The organism is Klebsiella sp. JN_Kp122, from assembly GCF_040062085.1.
Taxonomy (GTDB): Bacteria; Pseudomonadota; Gammaproteobacteria; order Enterobacterales; family Enterobacteriaceae; genus Klebsiella; species Klebsiella aerogenes.
Genome location: NZ_JBEAHW010000030.1, coordinates 14,653 through 40,861, shown reverse-complemented (window position 1 = coordinate 40,861; position 26,209 = coordinate 14,653). Strand labels below are relative to the sequence as shown.

Annotated in this window: 24 protein-coding genes; 18 read left to right on the top strand and 6 right to left on the bottom strand. The window is 56.2% G+C overall.

Annotated elements, in window-relative coordinates:
- Positions 1-321 precede the first annotated feature (321 nt).
- Positions 322-1,461, bottom strand: coding sequence for a tRNA epoxyqueuosine(34) reductase QueG (gene queG / locus ABLU78_RS13340; RefSeq protein WP_015704164.1), 1,140 nt, complete (start codon positions 1,459-1,461; stop codon positions 322-324).
- 13 nt (positions 1,462-1,474) lie between these two features.
- Between queG and nnr the strand changes: the two genes are divergently transcribed.
- The 14 genes from nnr to rlmB all read left to right on the top strand — a co-directional run bounded on the left by nnr (position 1,475) and on the right by rlmB (position 17,431).
- Complete coding sequence (gene nnr, locus ABLU78_RS13335; protein ID WP_026612424.1) at positions 1,475-2,986, top strand: bifunctional ADP-dependent NAD(P)H-hydrate dehydratase/NAD(P)H-hydrate epimerase; 1,512 nt, start codon at positions 1,475-1,477, stop codon at positions 2,984-2,986.
- Positions 2,979-3,440 carry a tRNA (adenosine(37)-N6)-threonylcarbamoyltransferase complex ATPase subunit type 1 TsaE gene (gene tsaE, locus ABLU78_RS13330; protein ID WP_015704166.1) on the top strand — a complete coding sequence of 154 codons (462 nt, stop codon included), beginning with the start codon at positions 2,979-2,981 and terminating at the stop codon, positions 3,438-3,440. Before nnr ends, tsaE begins: the two co-directional genes overlap by 8 nt.
- A gap of 16 nt (positions 3,441-3,456) precedes the next feature.
- On the top strand, positions 3,457-4,806 hold the full coding sequence (gene amiB / locus ABLU78_RS13325; protein WP_015368636.1) for an N-acetylmuramoyl-L-alanine amidase AmiB: 1,350 nt from the start codon (positions 3,457-3,459) through the stop codon (positions 4,804-4,806).
- Positions 4,807-4,816: 10 nt separating this feature from the next.
- Positions 4,817-6,679, top strand: a complete 1,863-nt coding sequence (gene mutL / locus ABLU78_RS13320; protein ID WP_047076919.1) for a DNA mismatch repair endonuclease MutL — start codon at positions 4,817-4,819, stop codon at positions 6,677-6,679.
- On the top strand, positions 6,672-7,622 hold the full coding sequence (gene miaA, locus ABLU78_RS13315; protein WP_015704169.1) for a tRNA (adenosine(37)-N6)-dimethylallyltransferase MiaA: 951 nt from the start codon (positions 6,672-6,674) through the stop codon (positions 7,620-7,622). The genes mutL and miaA overlap by 8 nt, the downstream gene beginning before the upstream one ends.
- A 92-nt stretch (positions 7,623-7,714) precedes the next feature.
- Positions 7,715-8,023 carry an RNA chaperone Hfq gene (hfq, locus tag ABLU78_RS13310; protein WP_015368633.1) on the top strand — a complete coding sequence of 103 codons (309 nt, stop codon included), beginning with the start codon at positions 7,715-7,717 and terminating at the stop codon, positions 8,021-8,023.
- Positions 8,024-8,098: 75 nt separating this feature from the next.
- A complete protein-coding gene (gene hflX, locus ABLU78_RS13305) occupies positions 8,099-9,379 on the top strand; it encodes a ribosome rescue GTPase HflX (RefSeq protein WP_015368632.1) in 1,281 nt (426 codons plus the stop codon).
- Positions 9,380-9,437: 58 nt separating this feature from the next.
- Positions 9,438-10,700: an FtsH protease activity modulator HflK gene (gene hflK / locus ABLU78_RS13300; protein WP_015368631.1), complete on the top strand. Its 1,263-nt coding sequence runs from the start codon at positions 9,438-9,440 to the stop codon at positions 10,698-10,700.
- Between the two features lie 2 nt (positions 10,701-10,702).
- Positions 10,703-11,707: a protease modulator HflC gene (gene hflC, locus ABLU78_RS13295; protein ID WP_015368630.1), complete on the top strand. Its 1,005-nt coding sequence runs from the start codon at positions 10,703-10,705 to the stop codon at positions 11,705-11,707.
- 198 nt (positions 11,708-11,905) lie between these two features.
- The gene (locus tag ABLU78_RS13290) at positions 11,906-12,103 is read left to right on the top strand and encodes a DUF2065 domain-containing protein (protein WP_015368629.1); all 198 of its coding nucleotides are present in this window, start codon (positions 11,906-11,908) and stop codon (positions 12,101-12,103) included.
- A gap of 103 nt (positions 12,104-12,206) precedes the next feature.
- Positions 12,207-13,505: an adenylosuccinate synthase gene (locus tag ABLU78_RS13285; RefSeq protein WP_002885665.1), complete on the top strand. Its 1,299-nt coding sequence runs from the start codon at positions 12,207-12,209 to the stop codon at positions 13,503-13,505.
- Positions 13,506-13,655: 150 nt separating this feature from the next.
- Positions 13,656-14,090, top strand: coding sequence for a nitric oxide-sensing transcriptional repressor NsrR (nsrR, locus tag ABLU78_RS13280; RefSeq protein ID WP_015368627.1), 435 nt, complete (start codon positions 13,656-13,658; stop codon positions 14,088-14,090).
- Between the two features lie 91 nt (positions 14,091-14,181).
- On the top strand, positions 14,182-16,623 hold the full coding sequence (rnr, locus tag ABLU78_RS13275) for a ribonuclease R (protein WP_015368626.1): 2,442 nt from the start codon (positions 14,182-14,184) through the stop codon (positions 16,621-16,623).
- Between the two features lie 76 nt (positions 16,624-16,699).
- Positions 16,700-17,431, top strand: a complete 732-nt coding sequence (rlmB, locus tag ABLU78_RS13270; RefSeq protein WP_015704174.1) for a 23S rRNA (guanosine(2251)-2'-O)-methyltransferase RlmB — start codon at positions 16,700-16,702, stop codon at positions 17,429-17,431.
- 20 nt (positions 17,432-17,451) lie between these two features.
- Here rlmB and ABLU78_RS13265 read toward each other — a convergent pair whose 3' ends face one another.
- Complete coding sequence (locus ABLU78_RS13265) at positions 17,452-18,747, bottom strand: MFS transporter (protein WP_015704175.1); 1,296 nt, start codon at positions 18,745-18,747, stop codon at positions 17,452-17,454.
- A gap of 179 nt (positions 18,748-18,926) precedes the next feature.
- Here ABLU78_RS13265 and ABLU78_RS13260 point away from each other — a divergent pair, with 179 nt between their 5' ends.
- Complete coding sequence (locus ABLU78_RS13260; RefSeq protein WP_048229725.1) at positions 18,927-20,564, top strand: isovaleryl-CoA dehydrogenase; 1,638 nt, start codon at positions 18,927-18,929, stop codon at positions 20,562-20,564.
- On the opposite strand, the gene yjfN is transcribed toward ABLU78_RS13260, so the two are convergent.
- Both yjfN and bsmA read right to left on the bottom strand, forming a co-directional pair.
- Entirely contained in the window at positions 20,555-20,830 is a 276-nt protein-coding gene (gene yjfN, locus ABLU78_RS13255) for a DUF1471 family protease activator YjfN (RefSeq protein ID WP_020079815.1), read from the bottom strand. The two genes, ABLU78_RS13260 and yjfN, sit on opposite strands and share 10 nt — an antisense overlap.
- A gap of 139 nt (positions 20,831-20,969) precedes the next feature.
- Entirely contained in the window at positions 20,970-21,278 is a 309-nt protein-coding gene (gene bsmA / locus ABLU78_RS13250; RefSeq protein ID WP_015368621.1) for a biofilm peroxide resistance protein BsmA, read from the bottom strand.
- A 209-nt stretch (positions 21,279-21,487) separates the two neighbouring features.
- Here bsmA and yjfP point away from each other — a divergent pair, with 209 nt between their 5' ends.
- The gene (gene yjfP / locus ABLU78_RS13245) at positions 21,488-22,204 is read left to right on the top strand and encodes an esterase (protein WP_015368620.1); all 717 of its coding nucleotides are present in this window, start codon (positions 21,488-21,490) and stop codon (positions 22,202-22,204) included.
- Here yjfP and ulaR read toward each other — a convergent pair.
- Both ulaR and ulaG read right to left on the bottom strand, forming a co-directional pair.
- A complete protein-coding gene (gene ulaR / locus ABLU78_RS13240) occupies positions 22,201-22,956 on the bottom strand; it encodes an HTH-type transcriptional regulator UlaR (protein ID WP_015368619.1) in 756 nt (251 codons plus the stop codon). The two genes, yjfP and ulaR, sit on opposite strands and share 4 nt — an antisense overlap.
- Positions 22,957-23,059: 103 nt before the next feature.
- Positions 23,060-24,124: an L-ascorbate 6-phosphate lactonase gene (ulaG, locus tag ABLU78_RS13235; RefSeq protein ID WP_348820599.1), complete on the bottom strand. Its 1,065-nt coding sequence runs from the start codon at positions 24,122-24,124 to the stop codon at positions 23,060-23,062.
- A 364-nt stretch (positions 24,125-24,488) separates the two neighbouring features.
- Here ulaG and ulaA point away from each other — a divergent pair, with 364 nt between their 5' ends.
- Positions 24,489-25,889 (top strand): PTS ascorbate transporter subunit IIC, encoded by a 1,401-nt coding sequence (gene ulaA, locus ABLU78_RS13230; protein WP_015368616.1) that lies wholly within the window; start codon positions 24,489-24,491, stop codon positions 25,887-25,889.
- A 12-nt stretch (positions 25,890-25,901) separates the two neighbouring features.
- Positions 25,902-26,207: a PTS ascorbate transporter subunit IIB gene (ulaB, locus tag ABLU78_RS13225; protein WP_001577590.1), complete on the top strand. Its 306-nt coding sequence runs from the start codon at positions 25,902-25,904 to the stop codon at positions 26,205-26,207.
- The last annotated feature ends 2 nt before the right edge of the window (positions 26,208-26,209 follow it).

Here is a 26,209-nt window from a genome sequence, read left to right as displayed (position 1 = left end):
ACGACCTTGCCAAGGTCGGGGTCGCGAGTTCGAGTCTCGTTTCCCGCTCCAAATTTCTTCCTTTATCCAGTTTATCCACAGTGCAAAATCGCGCCGGGGATGATTTTCATTGCCTATCTAAAAATACTGTAAACAGAGTTATCCACAGGCTGTCGTTTGGCTGACGGCGCGATAAATGCTTCACTTTGTAAATAGTATTATTGTATCTGATTGAAATTTAACATTTAAATTTCATTTCAAACTGTTAATTCGATCACTTGACGTACGTCTGCCCGTTGAAACGCAATGTGTTTTTGTTTTTATTCACAGCCTGTGAATGAATCAGGCGTCGCGCGGTAATCCTTTCTCGACCACCCTGACCAGGCGTAATTTCTGCGGCAACTGCACTTCGACAACGTTGGCGTTTCGCTTTTCGATCTGCTGCGCAACCGCCCATTCAATGTGTTCATCGAGAAGTGGGTGCTCACCTCGGCGACTTTCCAGCGCGACCAGATTGGCTTCATTCCACGGGGCATTACCGAGCGCGACGGCGATATTGCGTAACCAGCGTAAGTGACCGATACGGCGTATCGCCGATCCCTCAGTGACTTTCAGGAACCAGGCTTCGCTCCAGGCGAACAGCTCAATCAGCTGCGGCGCATGTAGCGCTTTACGCGGGCTGAAGTCCTCTTCATCGGTGAGCTGCGAAAAACGGTTCCACGGACATATCAACTGGCAATCATCGCAGCCGTAAATACGGTTGCCGATAAGCGGACGAAATTCTTCCGGGATGGCGCCTTCCAGCTCGATGGTCAGATAGGAGATGCAGCGCCGCGCGTCGACGGTATAGGGCTCGACGATGGCGCCGGTGGGGCAGATAGTCATACAGGCGACACAACGCCCGCACTCTTCGGCAACCGGCTGGTCTATCGGCAGTGGCAGATCGATAAGCAACTCGCCCAGGAAGAAAAACGATCCGGCGTCGCGGCTTAAGATAAGTGAGTGCTTACCTGTCCAGCCAAGCCCCGCTTTTTCAGCGATGGGCCGCTCCAGGATAGGCGCGGAATCGACAAACGGTCTAAAATTGAGCGAAGCACACTGTTCCTGAATCATCTCGCCGAGTTTTTTCAGGCGGTTACGTAGCAGCTTATGATAATCACGCCCCAGGGCATAACGGCTGACGTAACCCAGCGTGGGATCTTTCAGAGTGCTGGCGAAAGCAGCATTGGCGGGCAGGTAGTTCATGCGCACGCTAATCACGCGTAGCGTACCGGGCAGCAGTTCATGCGGCCGGGCGCGCATCATGCCGTGGCGAGCCATCCATTCCATTTCGCCATGGTATTGTTTATCCAGCCATGCCTGTAGTTTAGGTTCGCTGGCGCTGAGATCGGTATCGGTAATACCGACCTGCTGGAAGCCAAGCTCGGTGCCCCATTGTTTGATTTGCTGCGCTAACTGATTGAGATCGAGGGGCTGTGACATGATGGACCATACAATGACGAAAAACCCTGACAGTATACCACACATCGTATGGCCAGCGGAGACGCTGCGCCAGGCGGAAAGAGAGGCGGCGGATAGTCTCGGGCTGACGCTTTTTGAATTGATGCGGCGTGCCGGCGAGGCGGCGTTTCAACTGGCCCGAAGCCTTTATCCCGCCAGCCAGCACTGGTTGATTCTTTGCGGCCACGGCAATAACGGCGGCGACGGCTATGTCGTCGCGCGACTGGCGCAGGCGCAGGGCATCGCGGTAACGCTACTGGCGTTGGAAAGCGATAAGCCGCTGCCGGAAGAGGCGCAGGCCGCGCGGGAAGAGTGGCTCAATGCCGGCGGCGTCATCCACGCCGCCGATAGCGCCTGGCCGGATGATATCTCATTGATTATTGACGGGCTGCTCGGCACCGGCCTGCATAGCGCGCCGCGCGCTAACGTCGCCGGGCTGATTGAACTGGCGAATGCCTATCCCGCGCCGGTTATTGCGCTTGATATCCCCTCCGGGCTGAACGCGCAAACCGGCGCGACGCCTGGCGCGGTAATCCACGCCGCCCATACCCTGACGTTTATCGCGCTAAAACCCGGACTACTGACCGGCAACGCCCGCGACGTCGTCGGGCGCTTACATCATCATGCGCTCGGGCTGGAGCGCTGGCTTGCCGGGCAAAACACCGCTATTCGCCGTTTTTCCGCAGCGCAGCTGGCAGGCTGGTTGCCGCCGCGTCGCCCGACGTCGCATAAAGGCTCGCATGGTCGGCTGGTGATTATCGGCGGCGATCGCGGCACCGCTGGCGCCATTCGTATGGCAGGTGAGGCCGCGCTGCGTGCCGGCGCGGGTTTAGTACGCGTGCTGACCAGGGCGGAAAATATCGCGGGCATTGTGACTGCCAGACCGGAATTGATGGTCCATGAGCTGAACGGTGACTCTCTTGCTGAGAGCCTGGAGTGGGCGGATGTCGTGGCGATTGGTCCCGGTCTTGGGCAAAGCGAATGGGGTAAAGCGGCGCTGCGGCAGGTAGAGAATTTTCGCAAACCGATGGTCTGGGATGCCGACGCGTTGAACCTGCTGGCAATCAATCCCGATAAACGTCACAATCGCGTGTTAACCCCGCATCCTGGCGAAGCCGCCCGTTTATTGAATATCAGCGTGGCAGAAGTTGAAAGCGATCGCTTACATTCTGTACAACGTCTGGTAAAACGGTATGGCGGCGTGGTGGTGCTAAAAGGCGCAGGAACCGTCGTGGCGAATAACGCGGGGGAAATCGGTATCATTGATGCCGGTAATCCCGGAATGGCCAGCGGCGGGATGGGCGATGTGCTCACCGGCATTATCGCCGCGCTGTTGGGACAGGGGCTGACCCCATATGATGCCGCTTGCGCAGGCTGCGTGGCGCACGGCGAAGCCGCAGACCGGCTGGCCGCCAGAGATGGCGCCCGCGGGATGCTGGCGACCGATCTTTTTTGCACGCTGAGGCGTGTTGTTAACCCGGATGTGATTGACCTAGACCATGATTAACCGTGTGATTCCTTTACCCGACGAGCAGGCGACATTAGACCTTGGCAACCGCGTAGCGCAGGCCTGTAGCGGCGCGACGGTTATCTATCTGTATGGCGATTTAGGCGCGGGTAAAACCACCTTCAGCCGCGGTTTTCTGCAGGCCCTTGGCCACCGCGGCAATGTCAAAAGCCCAACGTATACGCTGGTGGAGCCTTACACCCTCGACAATCTGATGGTGTATCACTTCGACCTCTACCGGCTGGCGGATCCTGAGGAGCTCGAATTTATGGGGATCCGCGATTACTTCGCTAACGATGCCATCTGCCTGGTAGAATGGCCGCAACAAGGCGCGGGTGTACTGCCTGACCCGGATGTCGAAATTCACCTGGATTATCAGGCGCAAGGGCGTGAGGCGCGCGTAACGGCGGTCTCTTCATTGGGTGAGTCTTTATTGGCGCGTTTAGCCATTTAGCCTAAAGGATGACGGGATGAAGTATCGTATAACCAGTTGGCTGGCCGCCGCTCTGATGCTGCTCGGCACTCAGGCATCCGCGGCAAGTTTATCCGATATCCAGGTCTCAAACGGCGATCGGCAGGCCCGCATCACGCTAAGTTTTGTCGGCGATCCTGAATATTCTTTCACCCCGCAAGGTAAGCGGGCGGTGGCGTTGGATATCAAACAAACCGGCGTACTTCAGGGGCTGCCGCTGCAGTTTAGCGGTAATAATCTGGTCAAGAGCATTCGTTCCGGCTCGCCTCAGGATACGCAATCGCTGCGTCTACTGGTCGATCTGACGGAAGATGGTAAAACGCGGGCGGTGAAGCAGCAAAATGGCGCCAACTATACCGTCGTCTTTACCATTAACGCCGATGTGCCGCCGCCACCTCCTCCGCCAGTGATAGCGAAACGGGTCGAAGCGCCGGTAGTGGCGTCGCGTCCGAGCACGCCGCCGCGCAATCCGTTTAAAAACTCTGGCAGCGACAGAACCACGGTGGTGACCAGCAGTCAGCCGGCGATGACCAACAACCAGACCATCAGCCGTCCGGCGGCGCGTACCGTCTCTTCTGACGATAAAATTATTATCGCCATTGATGCCGGTCACGGCGGCCAGGATCCTGGCGCCATCGGACCGGGAGGCACCAAAGAGAAAAACGTCACGATTGCTATCGCCCATAAACTCCGGGCGTTGCTCAACGACGATCCGCAGTTTAAACCGGTGCTCACCCGCAACGGTGATTACTTCATCTCGGTTATGGGGCGTTCGGACGTGGCGCGCAAACAAAACGCCAATTTCCTTGTCTCTATCCATGCCGATGCGGCCCCGAACCGCGACGCGACCGGCGCATCGGTGTGGGTGCTCTCTAACCGCCGCGCGAATAGCGAAATGGCCGGCTGGCTAGAACAGCATGAGAAACAATCCGAACTTTTGGGCGGTGCGGGCGACGTGCTGGCAAATAGTCAGTCGGATCCTTATCTGAGCCAGGCGGTGCTGGATTTACAGTTCGGCCATTCCCAGCGCGTCGGTTATGATGTGGCGACGGATGTACTAAGCCAGCTGCAGCGGGTCGGTAATCTCCATAAACGCCGCCCGGAGCATGCCAGCCTTGGCGTTCTGCGCTCGCCGGATATTCCGTCGATCCTCGTCGAAACCGGCTTTATCAGTAATAACGGCGAAGAGCGCCTGCTGGGTAGCGATGATTACCAACAGCAGATTGCAGAGGCGATTTATAAAGGGCTGCGTAACTATTATATGCAGCACCCGCTGCAATCAGCGCCGCGCGGCACGGCCGCGCAAACCGCCAGCGCCAGTTCGCCTGGCGGGACGTTGATTAACTAAGGAGAAGGTCATGCCGATTCAGGTTCTACCGCCGCAGCTCGCCAACCAGATTGCCGCTGGCGAGGTGGTGGAACGTCCGGCGTCGGTAGTGAAGGAGCTGGTTGAGAACAGCCTTGATGCCGGCGCAACCCGTATCGACATTGATATCGAACGCGGGGGCGCGAAGCTTATCCGTATTCGCGATAACGGCTGTGGGATCAAAAAAGATGAGCTGGCGCTGGCGCTGGCTCGGCACGCCACCAGTAAAATCGCCTCGCTGGATGACCTTGAGGCGATCATCAGCCTTGGCTTTCGCGGCGAAGCGTTGGCCAGTATCAGTTCCGTCGCCCGCCTGACGCTGACTTCGCGTACCGCGGAGCAGCACGAGGCATGGCAGGCTTATGCTGAAGGGCGCGACCAGGCAGTGACGGTGAAACCGGCGGCGCATCCGATAGGCACCACGCTGGAAGTCCTGGATCTGTTTTACAACACCCCCGCGCGGCGCAAGTTCATGCGTACCGAAAAAACCGAGTTTAATCATATTGATGAAATCGTCCGCCGCATCGCGCTGGCGCGTTTCGATGTAACGATTAATCTCAGCCATAACGGCAAAATGATGCGCCAGTATCGCGCAGTGGCGGAAGGCGGCCAGCGTGAACGCCGCCTCGGCTCGATTTGCGGCGCGGCGTTTCTGGAACACGCGTTGGCCATTGAGTGGCAGCATGGCGATCTGACGCTGCGCGGCTGGGTTGCCGATCCGTTGCATACCAATCCGGCATTAGCGGAAATCCAGTACTGCTACGTCAACGGGCGTATGATGCGCGACCGGCTGATCAACCATGCCATTCGCCAGGCCTGTGAAGACAAGCTGGGCGCTGACCAGCAGCCGGCGTTTGTGCTGTATCTGGAGATTGACCCGCATCAGGTTGATGTCAACGTGCATCCGGCGAAGCACGAAGTACGTTTCCATCAATCGCGGCTGGTGCATGATTTTATCTATCAAGGCGTACTGAGCGTGCTGCAGCAGCAACTGGATGCGCCGTTGGCGGAAGAAGACGAAGCGCCCGCGTCGCGGCCGGTGCCGGAAAATCGCGTAGCGGCGGGCGCTAACCATTTCGCTCGCCCATCGCCTGCCCGGGAACCGGCGGCGGGTTATGATACCCGCGCGCCGCGGGAACCTGCCGCCGGCGGCGGCTATAGCGCAGGCGGCGCCAACTGGCCCCACGCGCAGCCGGGCTATCAAAAACAGCAGGGGGCGCTTTACCGTCAACTGCTGCAAACCCCGGCGGCGGAAAAGCCACCCGTTGCGCCGGCGCCTGCGGAAAGCCTGGCAGCCCATAGCCAAAGCTTTGGCCGGGTGCTGACTATTATCGGTAGCGATTGCGCGCTGCTCGAGCGCGGCGGCACATTGGCGTTGCTGGCGCTGCCGGTGGCGGAGCGCTGGCTGCGTCAGGCGCAGCTAACGCCGGGCGCGGAAGCGGTTTGCGCGCAGCCGCTGCTGATCCCGCTGCGTCTTAAAGTGAGTGAAGCAGAACGTAAGGCGCTGGAAAAGGCGCAGCCGGCGCTGGCGCAATTGGGTATCGATTTACAAGCAGATGCTCAGCACGTGACGGTTCGCGCGGTGCCTTTACCCTTAAGACAACAAAATTTACAAATCTTGATTCCTGAACTGATAGGCTACCTGGCGCAGCTAACGGCATTCGACGTCGGCGACATTGCCCAGTGGACGGCGCGTAATCTGACGAGCGAGCACGCGCAGTGGAGTATGGCGCAGGCGATTTCCGTGCTGGCGGACGTTGAGCGTTTATGTCCGCAGCTGATTAAAGCGCCGCCGGGTGGTCTGTTACAACCTGTTGATTTACATTCGGCGATGACAGCCCTGAAAGATGAGTGATGTAACTGAGGCGAGCCTGCCTAAGGCAATTTTTTTAATGGGGCCGACGGCCTCCGGTAAAACCGCATTAGCTATCGCCTTGCGTAAAGTTTTGCCCGTAGAGTTGATTAGCGTCGATTCCGCCCTCATCTATCGAGGAATGGATATCGGCACGGCCAAACCCGATGCCGCGGAGCTTAGCGCTGCGCCGCATCGGTTGCTGGATATCCTTGATCCGGCAGAGTCGTACTCGGCGGCGGATTTTCGCCGCGATGCGTTGGCGGAAATGGCGGATATCGTCGCCGCCGGGCGCATCCCGCTGCTGGTCGGCGGAACAATGTTGTACTTCAAAGCGTTGTTGGAAGGGTTATCGCCGCTGCCTTCGGCGGATCCCGCAGTCAGGGCCAGAATTGAGCAACAGGCAGCAGAGCAGGGGTGGCACGCATTGCACCGGCAGTTACAGGACATCGATCCCGTGGCCGCCGCGCGTATTCATCCAAATGATCCGCAAAGACTTTCCCGAGCACTGGAAGTTTTTTTCATTTCGGGTAAAACTTTAACGGAACTGACGCAAACGTCAGGAGAGGCTCTGCCGTATCAGGTGCATCAGTTCGCCATCGCCCCGGCGAGCCGTGAACTGCTACATCAACGCATTGAGCAGCGTTTTCATCAGATGTTGGCTTCAGGTTTTGAAGCAGAAGTGCGGGCGCTATTTGCCCGTGGAGATTTGCATACGGATATGCCTTCCATTCGTTGTGTCGGATACCGCCAGATGTGGTCATACCTTGAAGGCGAGGTCCCGTATGATGAAATGGTTTATCGAGGTGTTTGCGCGACGAGACAGTTAGCTAAACGTCAGGTCACCTGGCTGCGTGGTTGGGAAGATGTTCACTGGTTAGACAGTGAGCAACCTGAACAAGCGCTCAACAAAGTATTACAGGTTGTTGGTGCTAGCCAGAACTGAACGTGTACAATTGAATGGTATCGTGCGTAATTTTTTTTAAGAATCGTAAGGTTCTGAGTACAAAACAAGCATACATATAAGGAAAAGAGAGAATGGCTAAGGGGCAATCTTTACAAGATCCGTTCCTGAACGCTTTGCGTCGGGAACGTGTTCCGGTTTCTATTTATTTGGTGAATGGTATTAAGCTGCAAGGGCAAATTGAGTCTTTCGATCAGTTCGTGATCCTGTTGAAGAACACGGTCAGCCAGATGGTCTATAAGCACGCAATTTCTACTGTTGTTCCGTCCCGTCCGGTGTCTCACCACAGCAATAATGCTGGCGGCGGTGCAAACAACTATCACCACGGTGGTAGCGCGCAAGGTTCTTCTGCGCCGCAGCAAGACAGCGACGACGCCGAATAAGGCTAATGCTGTTTTTCCACGTCGGGGAGCCAGGTTTTCTGCGTTCCCCGCTGGTATTTTATAAGGGGTTTACGCTTGTTTGACCGTTATGATGCCGGTGAGCAGGCGGTACTGGTACACATCTATTTTTCGCAAGACAAAGATATGGAGGATCTCCAGGAGTTTGAATCCCTGGTTTCTTCCGCCGGTGTCGAAGCAATGCAGGTGATTACCGGTAGCCGTAAAGCACCGCACCCGAAGTATTTTGTTGGTGAAGGTAAGGCTGTTGAAATTGCGGAAGCCGTAAAAGCGACCGGCGCCTCGGTCGTGCTGTTCGATCATGCCTTGAGTCCGGCCCAGGAACGTAACCTGGAGCAGCTTTGCGAATGCCGGGTTATCGATCGCACCGGTCTGATTTTAGATATTTTTGCCCAGCGAGCGCGTACCCACGAAGGGAAACTGCAGGTTGAGCTGGCGCAGCTGCGCCATCTGGCCACCCGTCTGGTACGCGGCTGGACCCACCTTGAAAGGCAGAAGGGCGGGATTGGTTTGCGCGGACCGGGTGAAACCCAGCTCGAAACCGACCGTCGATTGCTGCGTAACCGTATTATGCAGATCCTGTCGCGACTGGAAAAAGTAGAAAAGCAGCGCGAGCAAGGTCGGCGGTCACGCGCTAAGGCCGATATCCCTACCGTCTCGCTGGTGGGATATACCAACGCCGGAAAATCAACGCTGTTCAACCAGATAACCGAAGCGGAAGTCTATGCCGCGGACCAACTGTTCGCCACCCTGGACCCAACGCTGCGCCGTATTAACGTCACCGACGTCGGCGAAACGGTACTGGCTGACACCGTAGGCTTTATTCGTCATCTGCCGCACGATTTGGTGGCGGCGTTTAAAGCGACGCTGCAGGAGACGCGTCAGGCGACGCTGCTGCTGCACGTTATCGACGCGGCGGATGTCCGCGTGCAGGAAAATATTGATGCAGTAAATACGGTCCTTGCTGAAATCGAGGCCGATGAAATCCCGTCATTGCTGGTGATGAACAAAATCGATGTGCTTGACGATTTTGAACCGCGCATCGATCGGGATGAAGAGAATAAACCGATTCGGGTCTGGCTCTCCGCCCAGACCGGAGTTGGCGTACCACTGCTTTTTCAGGCGTTAACAGAACGTCTTTCCGGCGAAGTGGCTCAGCATACGCTGCGTTTACCGCCGCAGGAAGGTCGTCTGAGAAGCCGGTTCTATCAGCTTCAGGCGATAGAAAAAGAGTGGATGGAGGATGACGGCAGCGTAAGCCTGCAAGTGCGCATGCCCATCGTGGACTGGCGTCGCCTCTGCAAACAAGAGCCTGCGTTGGTCGACTACGTGGTTTGACCTGGCCTGAAGATATTAACCCCTGTGGGGATATCAAAAACAAATATGGAGCATATACATGGCGTGGAATCAGCCCGGTAATAACGGACAGGACCGCGACCCGTGGGGAAGCAGCAAGAATGGCGGCAACTCTGAGGGAAATGGCAACAAAGGCGGTCGCGATCAGGGGCCGCCCGATCTGGATGATATCTTCCGCAAGTTAAGCAAAAAACTTGGCGGTCTCGGCGGCGGTAAAGGCGGCCAGGGTGGCGGTAATGTGACGCAGGGGCCGCGCGGCCCGATGGGCGGGCGCATTGTCGGCATCGTTGCTGCAGCGGCGGTGATTATCTGGGCAGCCAGCGGTTTCTATACCATCAAGGAAGCGGAACGTGGTGTGGTGACACGCTTTGGCAAGTTCAGCCATCTGGTTGAGCCAGGTCTGAACTGGAAGCCAACCTTTGTCGATAATGTGCAAGCGGTGAACGTCGAGTCGGTTCGTGAGCTGGCCGCATCTGGTGTGATGCTGACTTCCGATGAGAACGTCGTGCGCGTTGAGATGAACGTACAGTACCGGGTGACCGATCCGGAGCGCTACCTGTTTAGCGTGACCAGCGCCGACGATAGTCTGCGTCAGGCCACCGACAGCGCCCTGCGCGGCGTCATCGGTAAGTACACCATGGACCGTATCCTGACCGAAGGTCGTACCGTTATCCGTAGCGATACCCAGCGCGAGCTGGAAGAGACCATTCGTCCGTACAACATGGGTATTACCCTGCTGGACGTCAACTTCCAGACGGCGCGTCCGCCGGAAGAGGTGAAGGCCGCGTTTGATGATGCCATTGCCGCGCGTGAGAACGAGCAGCAGTACATCCGCGAAGCGGAAGCTTATACCAACGAAGTTCAGCCGCGTGCGAACGGTCAGGCGCAGCGTATCCTCGAAGAGGCGCGTGCGTATAAAACCCAGACCGTACTGGAAGCACAGGGTGAAGTCGCTCGCTTTGCGAAGATCCTGCCGGAATATAAAGCCGCGCCGGAAATTACCCGCGAGCGTCTGTATATCGAAACCATGGAAAAAGTGCTGAGCCATACCCGCAAAGTGCTGGTTAATGACAGCAAGGGCGGCAACCTGATGGTTCTGCCGTTGGATCAGATGCTGAAAGGCGCCACTGGTGCGCCGGCAAAGAGCGATAGCAGTGGCGCAAGCGATCTGCTGCGCCTGCCGCCTGCGTCCAGCTCAAGCAGCGCCAGCACCTCATCAACCTCGAGTTCAACCGGGGGTACCATTATGGACCAACGCCGCGCCAACGCGCAGCGTAACGACTACCAGCGTCAGGGGGAATAACGATGCGTAAATCTGTTATCGCGATCATTGTCGTCGTGCTGGTAGTGCTCTACATGTCTGTCTTCGTGGTGAAAGAAGGCGAGCGTGGCATTACGCTGCGCTTTGGCAAAGTTCTGCGCGACGATGAGAACAAGCCGCTGGTGTATGCGCCGGGTCTGCACTTCAAGATCCCGTTTATTGAATCCGTGAAAATGCTGGATGCGCGTATCCAGACCATGGACAACCAGGCTGACCGCTTTGTTACTAAAGAGAAGAAAGACCTGATCGTCGACTCCTATATCAAGTGGCGCATCAGTGACTTCAGTCGTTACTATCTGGCGACCGGCGGCGGCGACGTCTCCCAGGCCGAAGTTCTGCTGAAGCGTAAGTTCTCTGACCGTCTGCGCTCTGAGATTGGTCGTCTGGACGTGAAAGACATCGTGACTGATTCCCGCGGTCGTTTGACCCTGGAAGTGCGTGATGCGCTGAACTCCGGTTCTGCAGGTACAGAAGATGAAGTCTCGACGCCGGCAGCCGATGACGCTATCGCTAAAGCGGCAGAACGGGTAGAAGCTGAAACTAACGGTAAGGTTCAGGTAATCAACCCGAACAGTATGGCGGCGCTGGGTATTGAAGTCGTTGACGTACGTATCAAGCAGATCAACCTGCCGGCTGAAGTGTCTGAGGCGATCTACAACCGTATGCGCGCCGAGCGTGAAGCGGTTGCTCGTCGTCATCGTTCACAAGGTCAGGAAGAAGCGGAAAAACTGCGCGCGACCGCGGACTATGAAGTGACCAAGACCCTGGCGGAAGCCGAGCGTCAAGGGCGTATTCTGCGCGGTGAAGGCGATGCCGAGTCGGCAAAACTGTTTGCCGATGCATTCAGTCAGGATCCGGGCTTCTATGCCTTTATCCGTAGCCTGCGCGCCTATGAGAAGAGCTTCCAGAGCAACCAGGACGTGATGGTCCTCAGCCCGGATAGCGATTTCTTCCGTTACATGAAGTCACCGGATTCTGTGCGTAAATAAGCCGGGTCAGTGTGAAATCAGAAGGCGCCTTGCAAGAGGCGCCTTTTTTCATGCCATAGATTGTGATTTTTCTCTCAGCTAGTGGTTTCATATTGCCTGTGAAATGCCGGAGAATGTGAAGAAAGAAAAGGGTTTTGCGGTAATACTCACCGGCGCCAAACTGGCGGCGGTTTTGTTTTTCTATAAGGGTCATCAATAATGAATGCAACAATTTGGCTGGCACTGGCGCTGGTTTTAGTTCTCGAAGGTCTTGGCCCACTGCTTTATCCCCGCGCCTGGCGCAAGATGGTAGCGACCATGAGCCAACTGCCGGATAATTTATTGCGTCGCTTTGGCGGCGGTCTTGTGGTAGCTGGTATCGTCATCTACTACATGTTGAGGAAATCGATTGGCTGATCAAAAAACAATCGTATTACCCTCATTTTGAGTGCAAAAAGTGCTGTAACTCTGAAAAAGCGATGGTAGAATCCATTTTTAAGCAAACGGTGATTTTGAAAAAATGGGTAACAACGTCGTCGTACTGGGCACCCAATGGGGTGACGAAGGTAAAGGGAAGATCGTCGATCTCCTGACTGAACGGGCTAAATATGTTGTGCGCTACCAGGGTGGCCATAACGCAGGCCATACTCTCGTAATCAACGGTGAAAAAACCGTCCTCCATCTTATTCCATCAGGTATTCTCCGTGAGAATGTAACCAGCATCATCGGTAACGGTGTTGTGCTGTCTCCGGCTGCGCTGATGAAAGAGATGAAAGGTCTGGAAGACCGTGGTATCCCTGTTCGTGAGCGTCTGCTGCTGTCCGAAGCCTGTCCGCTTATTCTCGACTATCACGTTGCGCTGGATGTTGCGCGTGAGAAAGCACGCGGTGCGAAAGCTATCGGTACAACCGGTCGCGGTATCGGCCCGGCTTACGAAGATAAAGTCGCCCGTCGCGGCCTGCGCGTTGGCGACCTGTTTGATAAAGCCACCTTCGCTGACAAACTGAAAGAAGTGATGGAATATCACAACTTCCAGTTGGTGAACTTCTATAAAGCAGAAGCGGTCGACTATCAAAAAGTGCTGGACGATGTGATGGCGATTGCCGACATCCTGACCAGCATGGTCGTTGACGTCTCCGATCTGCTGGATCAGGCGCGTCAGCGCGGCGACTTCGTGATGTTCGAAGGCGCGCAGGGCACGCTGCTGGATATCGACCACGGTACCTATCCGTATGTAACTTCCTCCAACACCACTGCTGGTGGCGTGGCGACCGGCTCCGGCCTGGGCCCGCGTTATGTGGATTACGTTCTGGGTATCATCAAAGCTTACTCTACTCGTGTAGGCGCGGGTCCGTTCCCGACCGAGCTGTTTGATGAAACCGGCGAGTTCCTGTGCAAGCAGGGTAACGAATTCGGCGCCACTACCGGCCGTCGTCGTCGTACCGGCTGGCTGGACGCTGTCGCGGTACGCCGCGCGGTGCAGATTAACTCTCTGTCCGGCTTCTGCCTGACCAAACTGGACGTCCTGGACGGCCTGAAAGAAGTGAAAATCTGCGTCGGCTACCGTATGCCGGACGGCCGTGAAGTGACCACCACTCCGCTGGCTGCCGACAACTGGGAAGGTATCGAGCCTATCTACGAAACCATGCCGGGTTGGTCCGAAACCACCTTCGGCGTGAAAGAGCGCAGCGGTCTGCCGCAGGCAGCGCTGAACTACATCCAGCGTATTGAAGAGTTGACCGGCGTGCCGGTTGATATCATCTCTACCGGTCCTGACCGTACTGAGACTATGATTCTGCGCGACCCGTTCGACGCGTAATCATCATCCAGGGGCGCCGTTCGGGCGCCCTTGTTTTTGCAGTTCGCCCGCCCCATTTCAAATAAATTAGCGGCCTGAGCGCTGGCTGGTTTATCATCAATAGAGTTAATACCCGCGGATTCACCGCTTTCCCCTTACTCTGAGGTTGATGTGCAGTTAACGAGTTTCACCGATTATGGATTACGTGCGCTGATTTATATGGCGTCGTTGCCGGATGACCGAATGACCAGTATTTCCGAGGTGACGGATGTCTATGGCGTTTCCCGTAATCATATGGTCAAAATAATCAATCAGTTAAGCCGTGCTGGCTACGTGACGGCCGTGCGGGGAAAGAATGGGGGGATTCGCCTTGGCAAGCCAGCTAAAATGATTCGCGTGGGTGATGTTGTGCGCGATCTTGAGCCGCTATCGCTGGTGAATTGCAGCAGCGAATTTTGCCACATTACTCCCGCTTGCCGCCTGAAACAGGCACTTGCCGAAGCTGCGCAAAGTTTCCTGAAGGAACTGGATAACTACACGCTGGCCGATTTGGTTGAAAAGAATCAACCGCTATATAAATTATTACTGGTGGAAGAAAAGCGCTGAGTGATTCGCGCCGCAGCGTAAAGAGAACTCACAAAGCGGCGGCGTGCGCCACCCAGAGACTTTCATCGGAGATGACAACGGAGGAACCGATATGTCACAAGATCCATTCCAGGAACGCGAAGCTGAGAAGTACGCGAATCCAATCCCGAGCCGGGAATTTATCCTCGAACATTTAACCAAACGCGAAAAACCGGCCAGCCGTGATGAGCTGGCGATTGAGTTAAATATCGAGGGCGAAGAACAAACCGAAGCGCTGCGTCGTCGCCTGCGTGCAATGGAACGCGATGGCCAGTTGGTGTTTACTCGCCGTCAGTGCTATGCGCTGCCGGAACGTCTCGATTTAGTCAAAGGCGTCGTTATTGGCCACCGCGACGGCTACGGCTTTTTACGCGTCGAAGGGCGTAAAGACGACCTGTATCTTTCATCTGAGCAGATGAAAATGTGTATCCATGGCGATCAGGTGCTGGCCCAGCCGTTGGGCGCCGATCGTAAGGGGCGTCGCGAAGCGCGCATCGTTCGCGTGCTGGTGCCGAAAACCAGCCAGATCGTCGGCCGTTATTTCACCGATGCCGGTGTAGGCTTCGTGGTGCCGGATGACAGCCGTCTTAGCTTCGATATCCTGATCCCGCCTGAAGAGATCATGGGCGCGCGTATGGGCTACGTGGTGGTGGTCGAGCTGACCCAGCGTCCAACCCGCCGTACCAAAGCGGTCGGCAAAATAGTTGAAGTGCTGGGCGACAACATGGGCACCGGCATGGCCGTTGATATGGCGCTGCGTACCCATGAGATCCCTTACGTCTGGCCGCCGGCGGTGGAAAAACAGGTCTCCGGCCTCAAAGAGCAAGTGCCAGAAGAGGCGAAAGCCGGGCGCGTCGATTTGCGCTCTCTGCCGCTGGTCACTATTGACGGCGAAGATGCCCGCGACTTCGATGACGCGGTGTATTGCGAGAAAAAACGCGGTGGCGGCTGGCGACTGTGGGTGGCTATCGCCGACGTGAGCTACTACGTGCGCCCCGGTACGCCGCTGGACGGCGAAGCGCGCAGCCGCGGGACGTCAGTCTACTTCCCTTCGCAGGTCGTACCGATGCTGCCAGAGGTGCTGTCCAACGGCCTGTGTTCGCTGAACCCACAGGTCGATCGCCTGTGTATGGTCTGCGAAATGACGATCTCGTCAAAAGGCCGCCTGACCGGCTTTAAATTCTATGAAGCGGTGATGAGCTCTCACGCCCGCCTGACCTATACCAAGGTGTGGCATATGCTGCAGGGCGATCAGGAGCTACGCGAGCACTATGCGCCGCTGGTGAAGCATATTGAAGAGCTGCATAACCTCTATAAGGTGCTGGATGGCGCCCGTGAAGAGCGCGGCGGTATCTCATTTGAAAGTGAAGAAGCTAAATTCATCTTCAACGCCGAGCGTCGTATCGAGCGTATTGAACAGACTCAGCGTAACGATGCGCACAAGCTGATTGAAGAGTGCATGATCCTGGCGAACATCTCCGCGGCGCGTTTCGTTGAGAAAGCGCAGGAGCCGGCGCTGTTCCGTATTCACGATAAGCCAAGCACCGAAGCGATTACCGCCTTCCGTACCGTGCTGGCGGAACTGGGGCTGGAACTACCGGGCGGCAACAAGCCGGAGCCGCGCGATTACGCCGAGCTGTTGACTTCCATCGCCGATCGCCCGGATGCGGAAATGCTGCAGACGATGCTGCTGCGTTCCATGAAGCAGGCGGTCTACGATCCGGAAAACCGCGGCCACTTCGGCCTGGCGTTGCAGTCATACGCCCACTTCACCTCGCCGATCCGTCGTTATCCTGACCTGTCGCTGCATCGCGCTATTAAGTATTTACTGGCGAAAGAGCAGGGACATAAAGGCAATAGCACCGAGACCGGCGGCTGGCACTACAGCATGGAAGAGATGCTGCAGCTGGGCGAGCACTGCTCGATGACCGAGCGCCGCGCCGATGAAGCAACGCGCGAAGTGTCAGACTGGCTGAAGTGCGACTTCATGCAGGATCAGGTGGGCAACACCTTCTCCGGCGTGATCGCCAGCGTCACCGGCTTTGGCTTCTTCGTCCGCCTGAACGATCTGTTTATCGATGGTCTGGTACATGTCTCCTCACTGGATAATGACTACTATCGCTTCGACCAGGTTGGACAGCGGCTGATTGGCGAGTCCGGCGGCCAGACTTACCGCCTGGGCGACCGCGTGGAAGTGCGCGTCGAAGCGGTCAATATGGATGAGCGTAAGATTGATTTCAGCCTGATTTCCAGTGAACGCGGCCCGCGTAATGTCGGCAAAACCGCACGCGAAAAAGCGAAGAAGGGCGCGCCGGGTAAAAACGGCGGCGGCCGTCGTCGCCAGGTTGGCAAGCAGGTAAACTTCGAGCCGGATAGCGCCTTCCGCAAGGAAAAAGAGAAAGCTAAAGCCAAACCGAAAGGCGAGAAGAAAGCGAAAAAGCCGTCGGCGAAAACGCAAAAAATCGCCGCGGCAACCAAAGCCAAGCGCGCGGCAAAAAAGAAGAACGCCGAGTGATTGACGTCCCTTCACCCTGAAGCCTGCTGGGGTGGGGTGAAGGGGGCGGATAACAGAACCTAAAACGAGTACATCAATGAGTGAAATGATTTACGGCATCCATGCGGTGCAGGCACTGCTGGAACGCGCACCTGAGCGTTTTCAGGAAGTTTTTATTCTGAAAGGCCGTGAGGATAAGCGTCTGCTGCCGCTGATTCATGCCCTTGAAGCGCAGGGCGTGGTGATTCAGGTTGCCAGCCGCCAGTTCCTCGATGAGAAAAGCGAAGGCGCGGTGCATCAGGGCATCATTGCCCGCGTGAAGCCGGGACGTCAGTATCAGGAAAACGATCTGCCGGATCTGCTGGCGCAGTTCGATCAACCGTTCCTGCTGATCCTCGACGGCGTCACCGATCCGCACAACCTCGGCGCCTGCCTGCGTAGCGCCGACGCCGCCGGCGTGCATGCGGTGATCGTGCCGCGCGATCGTTCCGCTCAGCTCAACGCTACGGCGAAGAAAGTCGCCTGCGGCGCGGCGGAAAGCGTGCCGCTGATCCGCGTCACTAACCTGGCGCGGACCATGCGTCTGCTGCAGGAAGAAAACGTGTGGATCGTTGGTACCGCCGGCGAAGCCGACCATACGCTGTTCCAGAGCAAAATGACCGGCCCGATGGCGCTGGTGATGGGCGCGGAAGGCGAAGGTATGCGTCGCCTGACCCGCGAACATTGTGATGAACTGATCAGTATCCCGATGGCGGGTAGCGTCTCTTCGCTGAATGTCTCCGTCGCCACCGGTATTTGCCTGTTTGAAGCGGTGCGCCAGCGCAGCTAAGCCGCCGCGGGCGCGGTAGGTTAGTCGTCCAGCGCCCGCAAATGATCGTTCTTATTGAGCGTCATCAGCGCGGCAATACTGACGACGGCCGTCGCCATCACGTAGTACGCCGGAATATCCAGATTACCGGTCTGTTTAATCAGGCCGGTAATAATCAACCCGGCACAGCCGGAGAAGACAGCATTCGAAAGCGAATAGGCTAAACCCAGCCCGGTATAACGCACTCTGGTTGGGAACATCTCCGCCAGCATCGCCGGCCCAGGCCCGGCCAGAATCCCCACCAGGCCACCCGCAATCAGCACCACGATACCTTTCACCAGCAGCGTACTGCTTTCCGCCTGCAATATTTTCAGCAGCGGTAGCGCCAGTACCAGCAGCAATACCGCAGCCGCGACCATCACCCGCCGACGTCCCCACTTATCGCTGAGCATCCCGGCAGGCAAGATGGTGATGGCGAAGCCAATATTGGAGATCACCGCAATCAGCAGTGCCTGATTAAAACCGGTGTGCAGCGCGGACTGAAGGTATGAGGGCATGATCACCAGGTAGGTATAACCTGCCGCCGACCATACCATCAGCCGGCCAATGCCGGTGAGAATCGCTTTGAGCGTCTGGCGCAAACTGGCGCGGGTTTCCGCGGGCGGTGTAGCCTGCTGCTGGCGTAAAAAGCCCGGCGTCTCTTCCATTTTAACGCGTAGCCACAGCGCGACGATGCCCATCGGTATGGCGAGAAAGAAGGGGATGCGCCAGCCCCAGTCATGCAGCGATTCGGGGCTAAGCGCGGCGGAAATCAGCGCGACCACGCCTGCGCCTGCCAGCAGCCCCAGCGCGACGGTAAAAGATTGCCATGCGCCATACAGCCCACGCTTACCTTTAGGGGCGAACTCGGTCATCAGCGATACCGCACCTCCGTACTCGCCGCCGGCAAACAATCCCTGAAGAATACGTAATCCGGTCAGAATGAGCGGTGCGGCAATACCGATGCTGGCGTAAACCGGTACCAGTCCGATAGCCGTGGTGGCGAGCGTCATCAGTACCAACACGATAATCAGCGTCGGCTTGCGGCCGATGCGGTCGCCGAGACGGCCAAAAACGATGGCGCCCAGCGGGCGAAAGAAGAACGCTATCGCGAAAGAGGCGTAAGTCAGAATCAGCCCGGTCAGCGGCGCTTCTCCAGTCATTTGGAAAAAATTTTTCGCAATTACGGTCGCCAGAAAGCCATAGACCGCGAACTCGTACCATTCAATAAAGTTACCGATAGAACCGGCGATCAGCGCGCGTTTTTGCGCTGCCGATGTTGTGCTGGCGGTGTGCATAGGAAGCCCCGACTGATACAAAACAGTAACGAATGAATAAATTATTCCATACATTTTTAATGAGAAAATTTTAAATTCTTATGCCTGTGATGGGCTTCACGAAGGCGGAGCGGTTTTTTTGTGAGCGTCTATGCGGCCGACCATACTTACTGTCAGAGCCATTGACGGAGGGAGACATCATGCACTGGCAAACGCATACCGTATTCAATCAACCGACGCCGTTGTGTAACAGTAATCTGTTTTTGTCCGATACCGCGCTTTGTGAGGCAGTGACGCGTGAAGGCGCCGGCTGGGATAGCGATCTGCTCGCCAGCATCGGCCAGCAGTTAGGCACGGCGGAATCGCTGGAGTTGGGGCGTCTGGCCAATAGTAATCCGCCGGAACTGCTACGCTACGACGCCACCGGCGCCCGATTGGATGACGTGCGGTTTCACCCCGCCTGGCATTTGCTAATGCAGGGACTGTGCGCCAACCGGGTGCATAATCTTGCCTGGCAGGAGGATGCCCGCGCGGGTTCGTTTGTTGCCCGTACTGCCCGCTTTATGCTGCATGCCCAGGTGGAGGCGGGAACGTTATGCCCGATAACCATGACCTTCGCCGCAACGCCGCTGCTACAGCGCGCGCTGCCCACCGTCTTTAGCGACTGGCTGCCGCCGTTGCTCAGCGACCGCTATGACCCGCATCTGGCGCCCGGCGATCAGAAGCGTGGGTTGCTGATTGGTATGGGAATGACCGAAAAACAGGGCGGTTCCGATGTGCTCAGTAATACCAGCCGGGCGGAAAAAACGGCGGAAGGATTCTATCGGCTGGTGGGGCATAAATGGTTCTTCTCGGTGCCGCAGAGCGACGCGCATCTGGTGCTGGCTCAGGCGTCGGGTGGGCTCTCCTGCTTCTTTGTGCCGCGCTTTTTACCCGATGGCCAACGCAATGGCGTTCGCCTGGAGAGGCTGAAAGATAAATTAGGCAACCGCTCTAACGCCAGTAGCGAAGCCGAATTCTTTGACGCCTGCGGGTGGCTGATAGGCGAAGAAGGCGACGGCGTGCGGCAAATTCTCAAGATGGGCGCGCTGACCCGCTTCGACTGCGCCGCCGGCAGCCATGCCCTGATGCGCCGCGCTTACTCGGTGGCGCTGTATCATGCGCTGCAGCGTCAGGCGTTCGGCAAGAATCTGGCCGATCAGCCGATGATGCGTCAGGTGCTGGGCCAGATGGCGCTGCGTCTTGAAGGACAAACCGCTTTTCTGTTCCGTCTGGCTCGCGCCTGGGATCGGCGCGACGATGCGCATGAAGTGCTATGGGCTCGTTTATTTACCCCGGTCGCCAAGTTTGCTATCTGTCGCGCTGGTATACCGTTTGTCGCTGAGGCGATGGAAGTGCTGGGCGGTATCGGTTATTGCGAAGAGAGCGAACTCCCGCGCTTATACCGTGAGATGCCGGTGAATAGTATCTGGGAAGGCTCCGGCAATATTATGTGTCTCGACGTGATGCGGGTACTTAGCAAGCAGCCTGCGGCGCTAGAAATGCTGGCGGCGGAGTGTGCTGAGGTTAAGGGGCAGAACCGGCATTATGACCGCGCGTGGCGACAGCTTCAGCAACTCTTACGGCGACCTGTTGAGGCGCAGGGACGAGAAATAGCGCGTCTGGTGTATTGCCTGGGGGCGGGTGCGCAGATGCTGCGCTTTGCGTCGCCGCCGCTGGCCCAGGCATGGTGCCGAATGATGCTGGATCCGCGAGGAAGTGTCCGCCTGGACGCTCAACTGCTTGACGATGCGCTGCTGCGAGCAATGGGGCGCGGACGACAGCCGTCTCAGGCGTAGAGAATGGCCTGCACTCGCCAGCTATCCGGCTGCGGCTCTTCATACATCTGAACGATACGATACCAGGAAGCGCCCTGCTCATCGGCTTTTACGGCAATGGCGTGCTCGACATCCTGCTGACTGCCGGAGATATTATTGACGGAAATCAGACCAATTTCGTTCAGGCCGGTGACGCAATCCGCACTGGCGAATTCGGCTGACTGAGCGGAAGTATTGGCCGTCGCGGTGGTCAGCAACAGGCTGGGTAAGGTCAGTGATCGTTTCATCGTCAGCTCCATTTCACGTAATCCCGAGGGCAGTCCGTTTGCTAACGTTCTGCCAAAAGGCTGGCCGAACGTTATTATGCGCAGGAGAACGTGAATGGACGCAAAGCAGTGTAAAGCTGATTAAAAGCGCATCACGCTGCTATTTATGATACAGAATCGCTTGCGAATACCACTGGCCGGGAACCATGGTGTCATCGATCATGACGATGACGTAGTAATCCGCTTTGGCGGCTTCTGCTTTGGCTTTCAACGCGGTCTCGACATCCATCGGCGAACCGTACATTAGCACGCTGACGGTACCTATCTTTTGCAGGCCCTCAGTCTGATTGCGACGAATCTCCTGCGGATGATCGCTTGCCGGCGGCGGTGCCTCCGGCGTACCCTGCAGGACACTACATCCGCTTAAGGCGAGAGCCAGTAACCACGGTGTAAACCTACGCATGACCATATCTCGTTTCCTGATAGTGATAGTGTAGTGGTAGCCTGAACATCATTTCTGGGGAATGTTCCCGAATTGTTATCTATCGCGCGATTTTCGAATGAAAATGTTATGAAAGCGTAACCGAGCTCTCAACATTATAATTCACGGCAAAAGCAGAATTTTGGTGGTTGCTTTTTGCGCATTGCGTGATGCCACTATAAAGAAGGAGACGATAAATGATAACACTCGAAATGCGCAATCTGGCGGGCGGTGAAGTGATTCACGCCTGTCCGGCTGGGATGGCGGAGAAACCGCTGCCGGTTATCGTCTTCTATCACGGTTTTACCTCTTCCAAACTGGTCTACAGCTACTTTGCCGTCGCGCTGGCCGAAGCCGGCTTCCGGGTGATTATGCCGGATGCCGCCGAACATGGCGCGCGTTTTCACGGCGATGATGCCGGGCGAATGCTGCGCTTTTGGCCGATCCTGCGACAAAACTTTGTTGAGTTTGCCGCACTGCGGGAAGCGATTATCGCTGAGGGGTGGCTGGAAGACGAGCGGCTGTCGGTGGCCGGCGCATCAATGGGCGGCATGACCGCGCTCGGCATCATGACCCATCATCCTGAGCTTAAATGCGTGGCCTGCCTGATGGGCTCGGGCTATTTCAGCACCCTTGCACAGACGTTGTTTCCGTCGCCCGAATTCGATACGGCAAGCCTGGCGGAGTGGGACGTCACTCATCAGCTGGCGGCAGTGGCTGATAAGCCGTTGCTGCTGTGGCACGGCGATGCCGATGATGTGGTTCCGCCCGGCGACACTTTCCGCCTACAGCAGGCGTTAACGCAGAGCGGCCTGGCAACTAACCTGACCTGTCACTGGCAAAAGGGCGTGCGTCATCGCATTACCCCGGAAGCGCTGGACGCGACCACCGCCTTTTTTCTGCGGCATCTTTAAACGCGAATAACCTGCACGCCCTGATCCTCAAGCTGCTTGAGGATCGTTTCATCGGCCTGCTTACCGGTAATGACCAGGTCGATTTGGCTGGCCTGGCTGAATAGCATCCCGGCACGTTCGCCGACTTTGCTGCTATCGACCAGTACCGCCAGCTTGCCGACGACGTTAAGCATTTTCTGCTCGGCCATCGCAGTCAACATATCGGTTTTGTACAATCCCTCGGCGGTTAACCCTTTGCCGCTGGTGAACATCCAGTGGCCGGCATACAGGCTGTTTTCGCTACCCTGCGGGCTGAGGGTGATGAAGTGGCTGTGGTTATATTGCCCCCCCATAATGATCACGCTGTCATGCTCCTGGTCAATCAGATAGTTGGCCAGCGGCAGGTAGTTGGTGATGATCTGCACCGGTTTGCCGCATAGTTCGCGGCCGAGCAGGAAGGCGGTGGAGCCGCAGTTGATAACAATGCTTTCGCCCGGCGACACCAGCTGCGAGGCGGCGCGGGCAATCCGCACTTTCTCATCATGGTTTTGCGCCTGATGAATGTTCATTGGCGACCAACGTGGGCGCTGTTCGCTGATGGCTTCCGCGCCGTTACGAACTTTTTTCAGCTTACCGTTTTCATCCAGCTTATTAATATCGCGTCTTGCTGTCGCCGGAGAGATGCCGAGACGGGAAATTACCTGTTCAACGGTGACGAATCCCGTTTGCGCCAGCAAATCCAGTAAAATTTGATGTCTTTGCGCTTCAGTCATGAGCGAATCCGATTAAAAGTGACAAGCAAAGATGATATTTGAAATCAACGCTAAATACTAATGCGGAAAGGGAATTCCGGCGAGCGCGCCCGCCGGAATACGGTTACAAGAAGGATTTGAACGGCAGGTCCGGCTCAATGGTAAAGCAGTCGCCGAACCCGCGTGGGTAGTGGTACTCGAAATTGTCTTTATCCAGCGGCCAGGTAAATTTACCGCCGACCTGCCAGATAAACGGCTTGAAGCCGTATTTCAGACGATCTTTTTTCATCTCCCACAGTACGCGGATCTCTTGCGGGTCGGCCTGGAAGTTGGACCAGATATCGTGATGGAACGGGATAACCACTTTGGTATTCAGCGATTCCGCCATGCGCAGGATATCGGCGCTGGTCATTTTGTCGGTGATGCCGCGCGGGTTTTCCCCGTAGGAACCGAGGGCGACGTCAATCTGATGCTCGTTGCCGTGCTTCGCGTAGTAGTTGGAGTAGTGGGAGTCGCCGCTATGGTACAGGTTGCCGCCCGGCGTTTTGAACAGATAGTTGACCGCGCGTTGGTCCATGCCGTCCGGCAGCACGCCGGCGGCTTTTTGATCGGCTGGCAGGGTAATGAGAGCAGTACGATCGAATGCGTCGAGCGCGTGGATCTCAATATCTTTGATCTTCACCACATCGCCCGGTTTCATGACGATGCAGCGTTCTGCCGGCACGCCCCAACCAATCCACAGGTCAACGCAGGTTTTCGGCCCGATAAACGGCACATCGGCGGCGCAGTTTTGCATCACCGCGGCGGCAACGTTAACGTCGATATGATCGTTGTGATCGTGCGTCGCCAGCACGGCGTCAATTTGACGGATGGCGAAAGGATCGAGCACGAATGGCGTAGTGCGCAGGTTCGGTTGCAGTTTTTTCACCCCGGCCATGCGCTGCATCTGGTGGCCGGTTTTCATCAGCGGATTACCGTGGCTCTGCTTACCGGTGCCGCACCAGAAATCGACGCAAATATTAGCGCCGCCTTCCGATTTAAGCCAAATACCGGTGCATCCCAGCCACCACATGGCAAAGGTGCCCGGCGCAACCTGCTCTTGTTCGATCTCTTCATTCAGCCAGCTGCCCCATTCCGGGAAAGTGCTCAAAATCCAGGATTCACGGGTGATGGTTTGCACTTTACTCATCTATCTCTTCCTCTTTTATTTCAAAAGTAATCAATTGGTGATTTATTTTGATTGATATTGTCACTGTTTTTTCAGGAATGCAATCGGCTATTTTCGATAAAAAGCGCTGATATCGTTGCGCTAACGTGCTGATAAGCCCTGAATTTAATATCATGGATGTATGTATATTATTGATATTAGTGGTTTGTTTGGTTGTGATATGACGTAATGGAAAATACACACATAAAAAATGTGATTATTTGCGTGATGCGTCACATTTAATCAAATTCAATCTTGTTGTGATTGTTTTTGATTATTAGAGTGAGGGCGACGACAACTGCTGAGCGTCATGCGCGTTCAAAGCCTTCCTCTTCTGGAGTGTGTTATGGAGATCCTCTACAACATCTTTACCGTCTTCTTTAATCAGGTAATGACTAATGCCCCGCTGCTGCTGGGTATCGTGACCTGCCTTGGCTATATCTTGTTGCGTAAAAGCGTCAGCGTGATTATCAAAGGCACGATCAAAACCATCATTGGTTTCATGCTGTTACAAGCCGGCTCCGGCATTCTTACCAGCACCTTTAAGCCGGTGGTGGCGAAAATGTCAGAGGTTTATGGCATCAATGGCGCGATTTCCGACACCTACGCCTCAATGATGGCGACCATCGACCGGATGGGTGAAGCCTATAGCTGGGTGGGGTATGCGGTGCTGTTGGCGCTGGCGCTAAATATCTGTTACGTCCTGCTGCGCCGCATTACCGGCATCCGCACCATTATGCTGACTGGCCATATCATGTTTCAGCAGGCGGGGCTGATTGCGGTCTCTTTCTTCATTTTCGGCTACTCCATGTGGACGACCATTATCTGTACCGCGGTACTGGTCTCCCTGTACTGGGGGATCACCTCCAACATGATGTTCAAGCCGACTCAACTGGTTACCGACGGTTGCGGCTTCTCTATCGGGCACCAACAGCAGTTTGCCTCGTGGATTGCCTATAAAGTGGCGCCGTATCTGGGGAAAAAAGAGGAGAGCGTCGAAGACCTCAAACTGCCCGGTTGGCTCAATATCTTCCACGACAACATCGTCTCTACCGCGATTGTGATGACCATTTTCTTTGGCGCCATTCTGCTCTCCTTTGGCATCGACGTTGTACAGGCGATGGCGGGCAAAACCCACTGGACGGTCTATATCCTGCAGACCGGTTTCTCCTTCGCTGTGGCTATTTTCATCATTACCCAGGGCGTGCGTATGTTCGTCGCCGAGCTGTCCGAAGCCTTTAACGGCATCTCTCAGCGCCTGATCCCCGGCGCTGTGCTGGCGATCGACTGCGCCGCTATCTATAGCTTCGCGCCGAATGCCGTGGTCTGGGGCTTTATGTGGGGCACCATCGGCCAACTGATTGCCGTGGGTATTCTCGTCGGCGTTGGTTCCTCCATCCTGATCATCCCGGGCTTTATCCCAATGTTCTTCTCTAACGCGACGATTGGCGTCTTTGCTAACCACTTCGGCGGCTGGCGCGCGGCGCTCAAAATCTGTCTGGTGATGGGCATGATTGAAATCTTCGGCTGCGTGTGGGCGGTGAAGTTGACCGGAATGAGCGCCTGGATGGGCATGGCGGATTGGTCAATCCTGGCGCCGCCGATGATGCAGGGCTTCGCCTCGATAGGGCTGGCGTTTATGGCCGTCATTATTCTGATTTCACTGGCTTATATGTTCTTCGCCGGCCGCGCGCTGCGCGCCGAGGAAGACGCGGAAAAACAACTGGCAGAAGCCTCTGCTCAATAAGGAGTTCTGATTATGACCGTACGTATTCTGGCTGTGTGTGGCAACGGGCAAGGTAGTTCCATGATCATGAAAATGAAGGTGGACCAGTTCCTGACGCAATCAAACATCGACCACACGGTGAACAGCTGCGCGGTAGGTGAGTATAAAAGCGAACTAAACGGCGCGGACATCATCATTGCCTCGACCCACATCGCCGGCGAAATCACCGTCACTGGCAATAAATACGTGGTTGGCGTGCGCAATATGCTGTCGCCTGCGGATTTCGGCCCAAAACTGCTTGAAGTGATCAAAGCCCACTTCCCGCAGGATGTGAAATAAGG

Coding starts and splice junctions, on each gene's coding strand:
- queG (WP_015704164.1), bottom strand. CDS start 1,461: ATGTCACAGCCCCTCGATCTCAATCAGTTAGCGCAGCAAATCAAACAA.
- nnr (WP_026612424.1), top strand. CDS start 1,475: ATGACGAAAAACCCTGACAGTATACCACACATCGTATGGCCAGCGGAG.
- tsaE (WP_015704166.1), top strand. CDS start 2,979: ATGATTAACCGTGTGATTCCTTTACCCGACGAGCAGGCGACATTAGAC.
- amiB (WP_015368636.1), top strand. CDS start 3,457: ATGAAGTATCGTATAACCAGTTGGCTGGCCGCCGCTCTGATGCTGCTC.
- mutL (WP_047076919.1), top strand. CDS start 4,817: ATGCCGATTCAGGTTCTACCGCCGCAGCTCGCCAACCAGATTGCCGCT.
- miaA (WP_015704169.1), top strand. CDS start 6,672: ATGAGTGATGTAACTGAGGCGAGCCTGCCTAAGGCAATTTTTTTAATG.
- hfq (WP_015368633.1), top strand. CDS start 7,715: ATGGCTAAGGGGCAATCTTTACAAGATCCGTTCCTGAACGCTTTGCGT.
- hflK (WP_015368631.1), top strand. CDS start 9,438: ATGGCGTGGAATCAGCCCGGTAATAACGGACAGGACCGCGACCCGTGG.
- hflC (WP_015368630.1), top strand. CDS start 10,703: ATGCGTAAATCTGTTATCGCGATCATTGTCGTCGTGCTGGTAGTGCTC.
- ABLU78_RS13290 (WP_015368629.1), top strand. CDS start 11,906: ATGAATGCAACAATTTGGCTGGCACTGGCGCTGGTTTTAGTTCTCGAA.
- ABLU78_RS13285 (WP_002885665.1), top strand. CDS start 12,207: ATGGGTAACAACGTCGTCGTACTGGGCACCCAATGGGGTGACGAAGGT.
- rnr (WP_015368626.1), top strand. CDS start 14,182: ATGTCACAAGATCCATTCCAGGAACGCGAAGCTGAGAAGTACGCGAAT.
- rlmB (WP_015704174.1), top strand. CDS start 16,700: ATGAGTGAAATGATTTACGGCATCCATGCGGTGCAGGCACTGCTGGAA.
- ABLU78_RS13265 (WP_015704175.1), bottom strand. CDS start 18,747: ATGCACACCGCCAGCACAACATCGGCAGCGCAAAAACGCGCGCTGATC.
- ABLU78_RS13260 (WP_048229725.1), top strand. CDS start 18,927: ATGCACTGGCAAACGCATACCGTATTCAATCAACCGACGCCGTTGTGT.
- yjfN (WP_020079815.1), bottom strand. CDS start 20,830: ATGAAACGATCACTGACCTTACCCAGCCTGTTGCTGACCACCGCGACG.
- bsmA (WP_015368621.1), bottom strand. CDS start 21,278: ATGGTCATGCGTAGGTTTACACCGTGGTTACTGGCTCTCGCCTTAAGC.
- yjfP (WP_015368620.1), top strand. CDS start 21,488: ATGATAACACTCGAAATGCGCAATCTGGCGGGCGGTGAAGTGATTCAC.
- ulaR (WP_015368619.1), bottom strand. CDS start 22,956: ATGACTGAAGCGCAAAGACATCAAATTTTACTGGATTTGCTGGCGCAA.
- ulaG (WP_348820599.1), bottom strand. CDS start 24,124: ATGAGTAAAGTGCAAACCATCACCCGTGAATCCTGGATTTTGAGCACT.
- ulaA (WP_015368616.1), top strand. CDS start 24,489: ATGGAGATCCTCTACAACATCTTTACCGTCTTCTTTAATCAGGTAATG.
- ulaB (WP_001577590.1), top strand. CDS start 25,902: ATGACCGTACGTATTCTGGCTGTGTGTGGCAACGGGCAAGGTAGTTCC.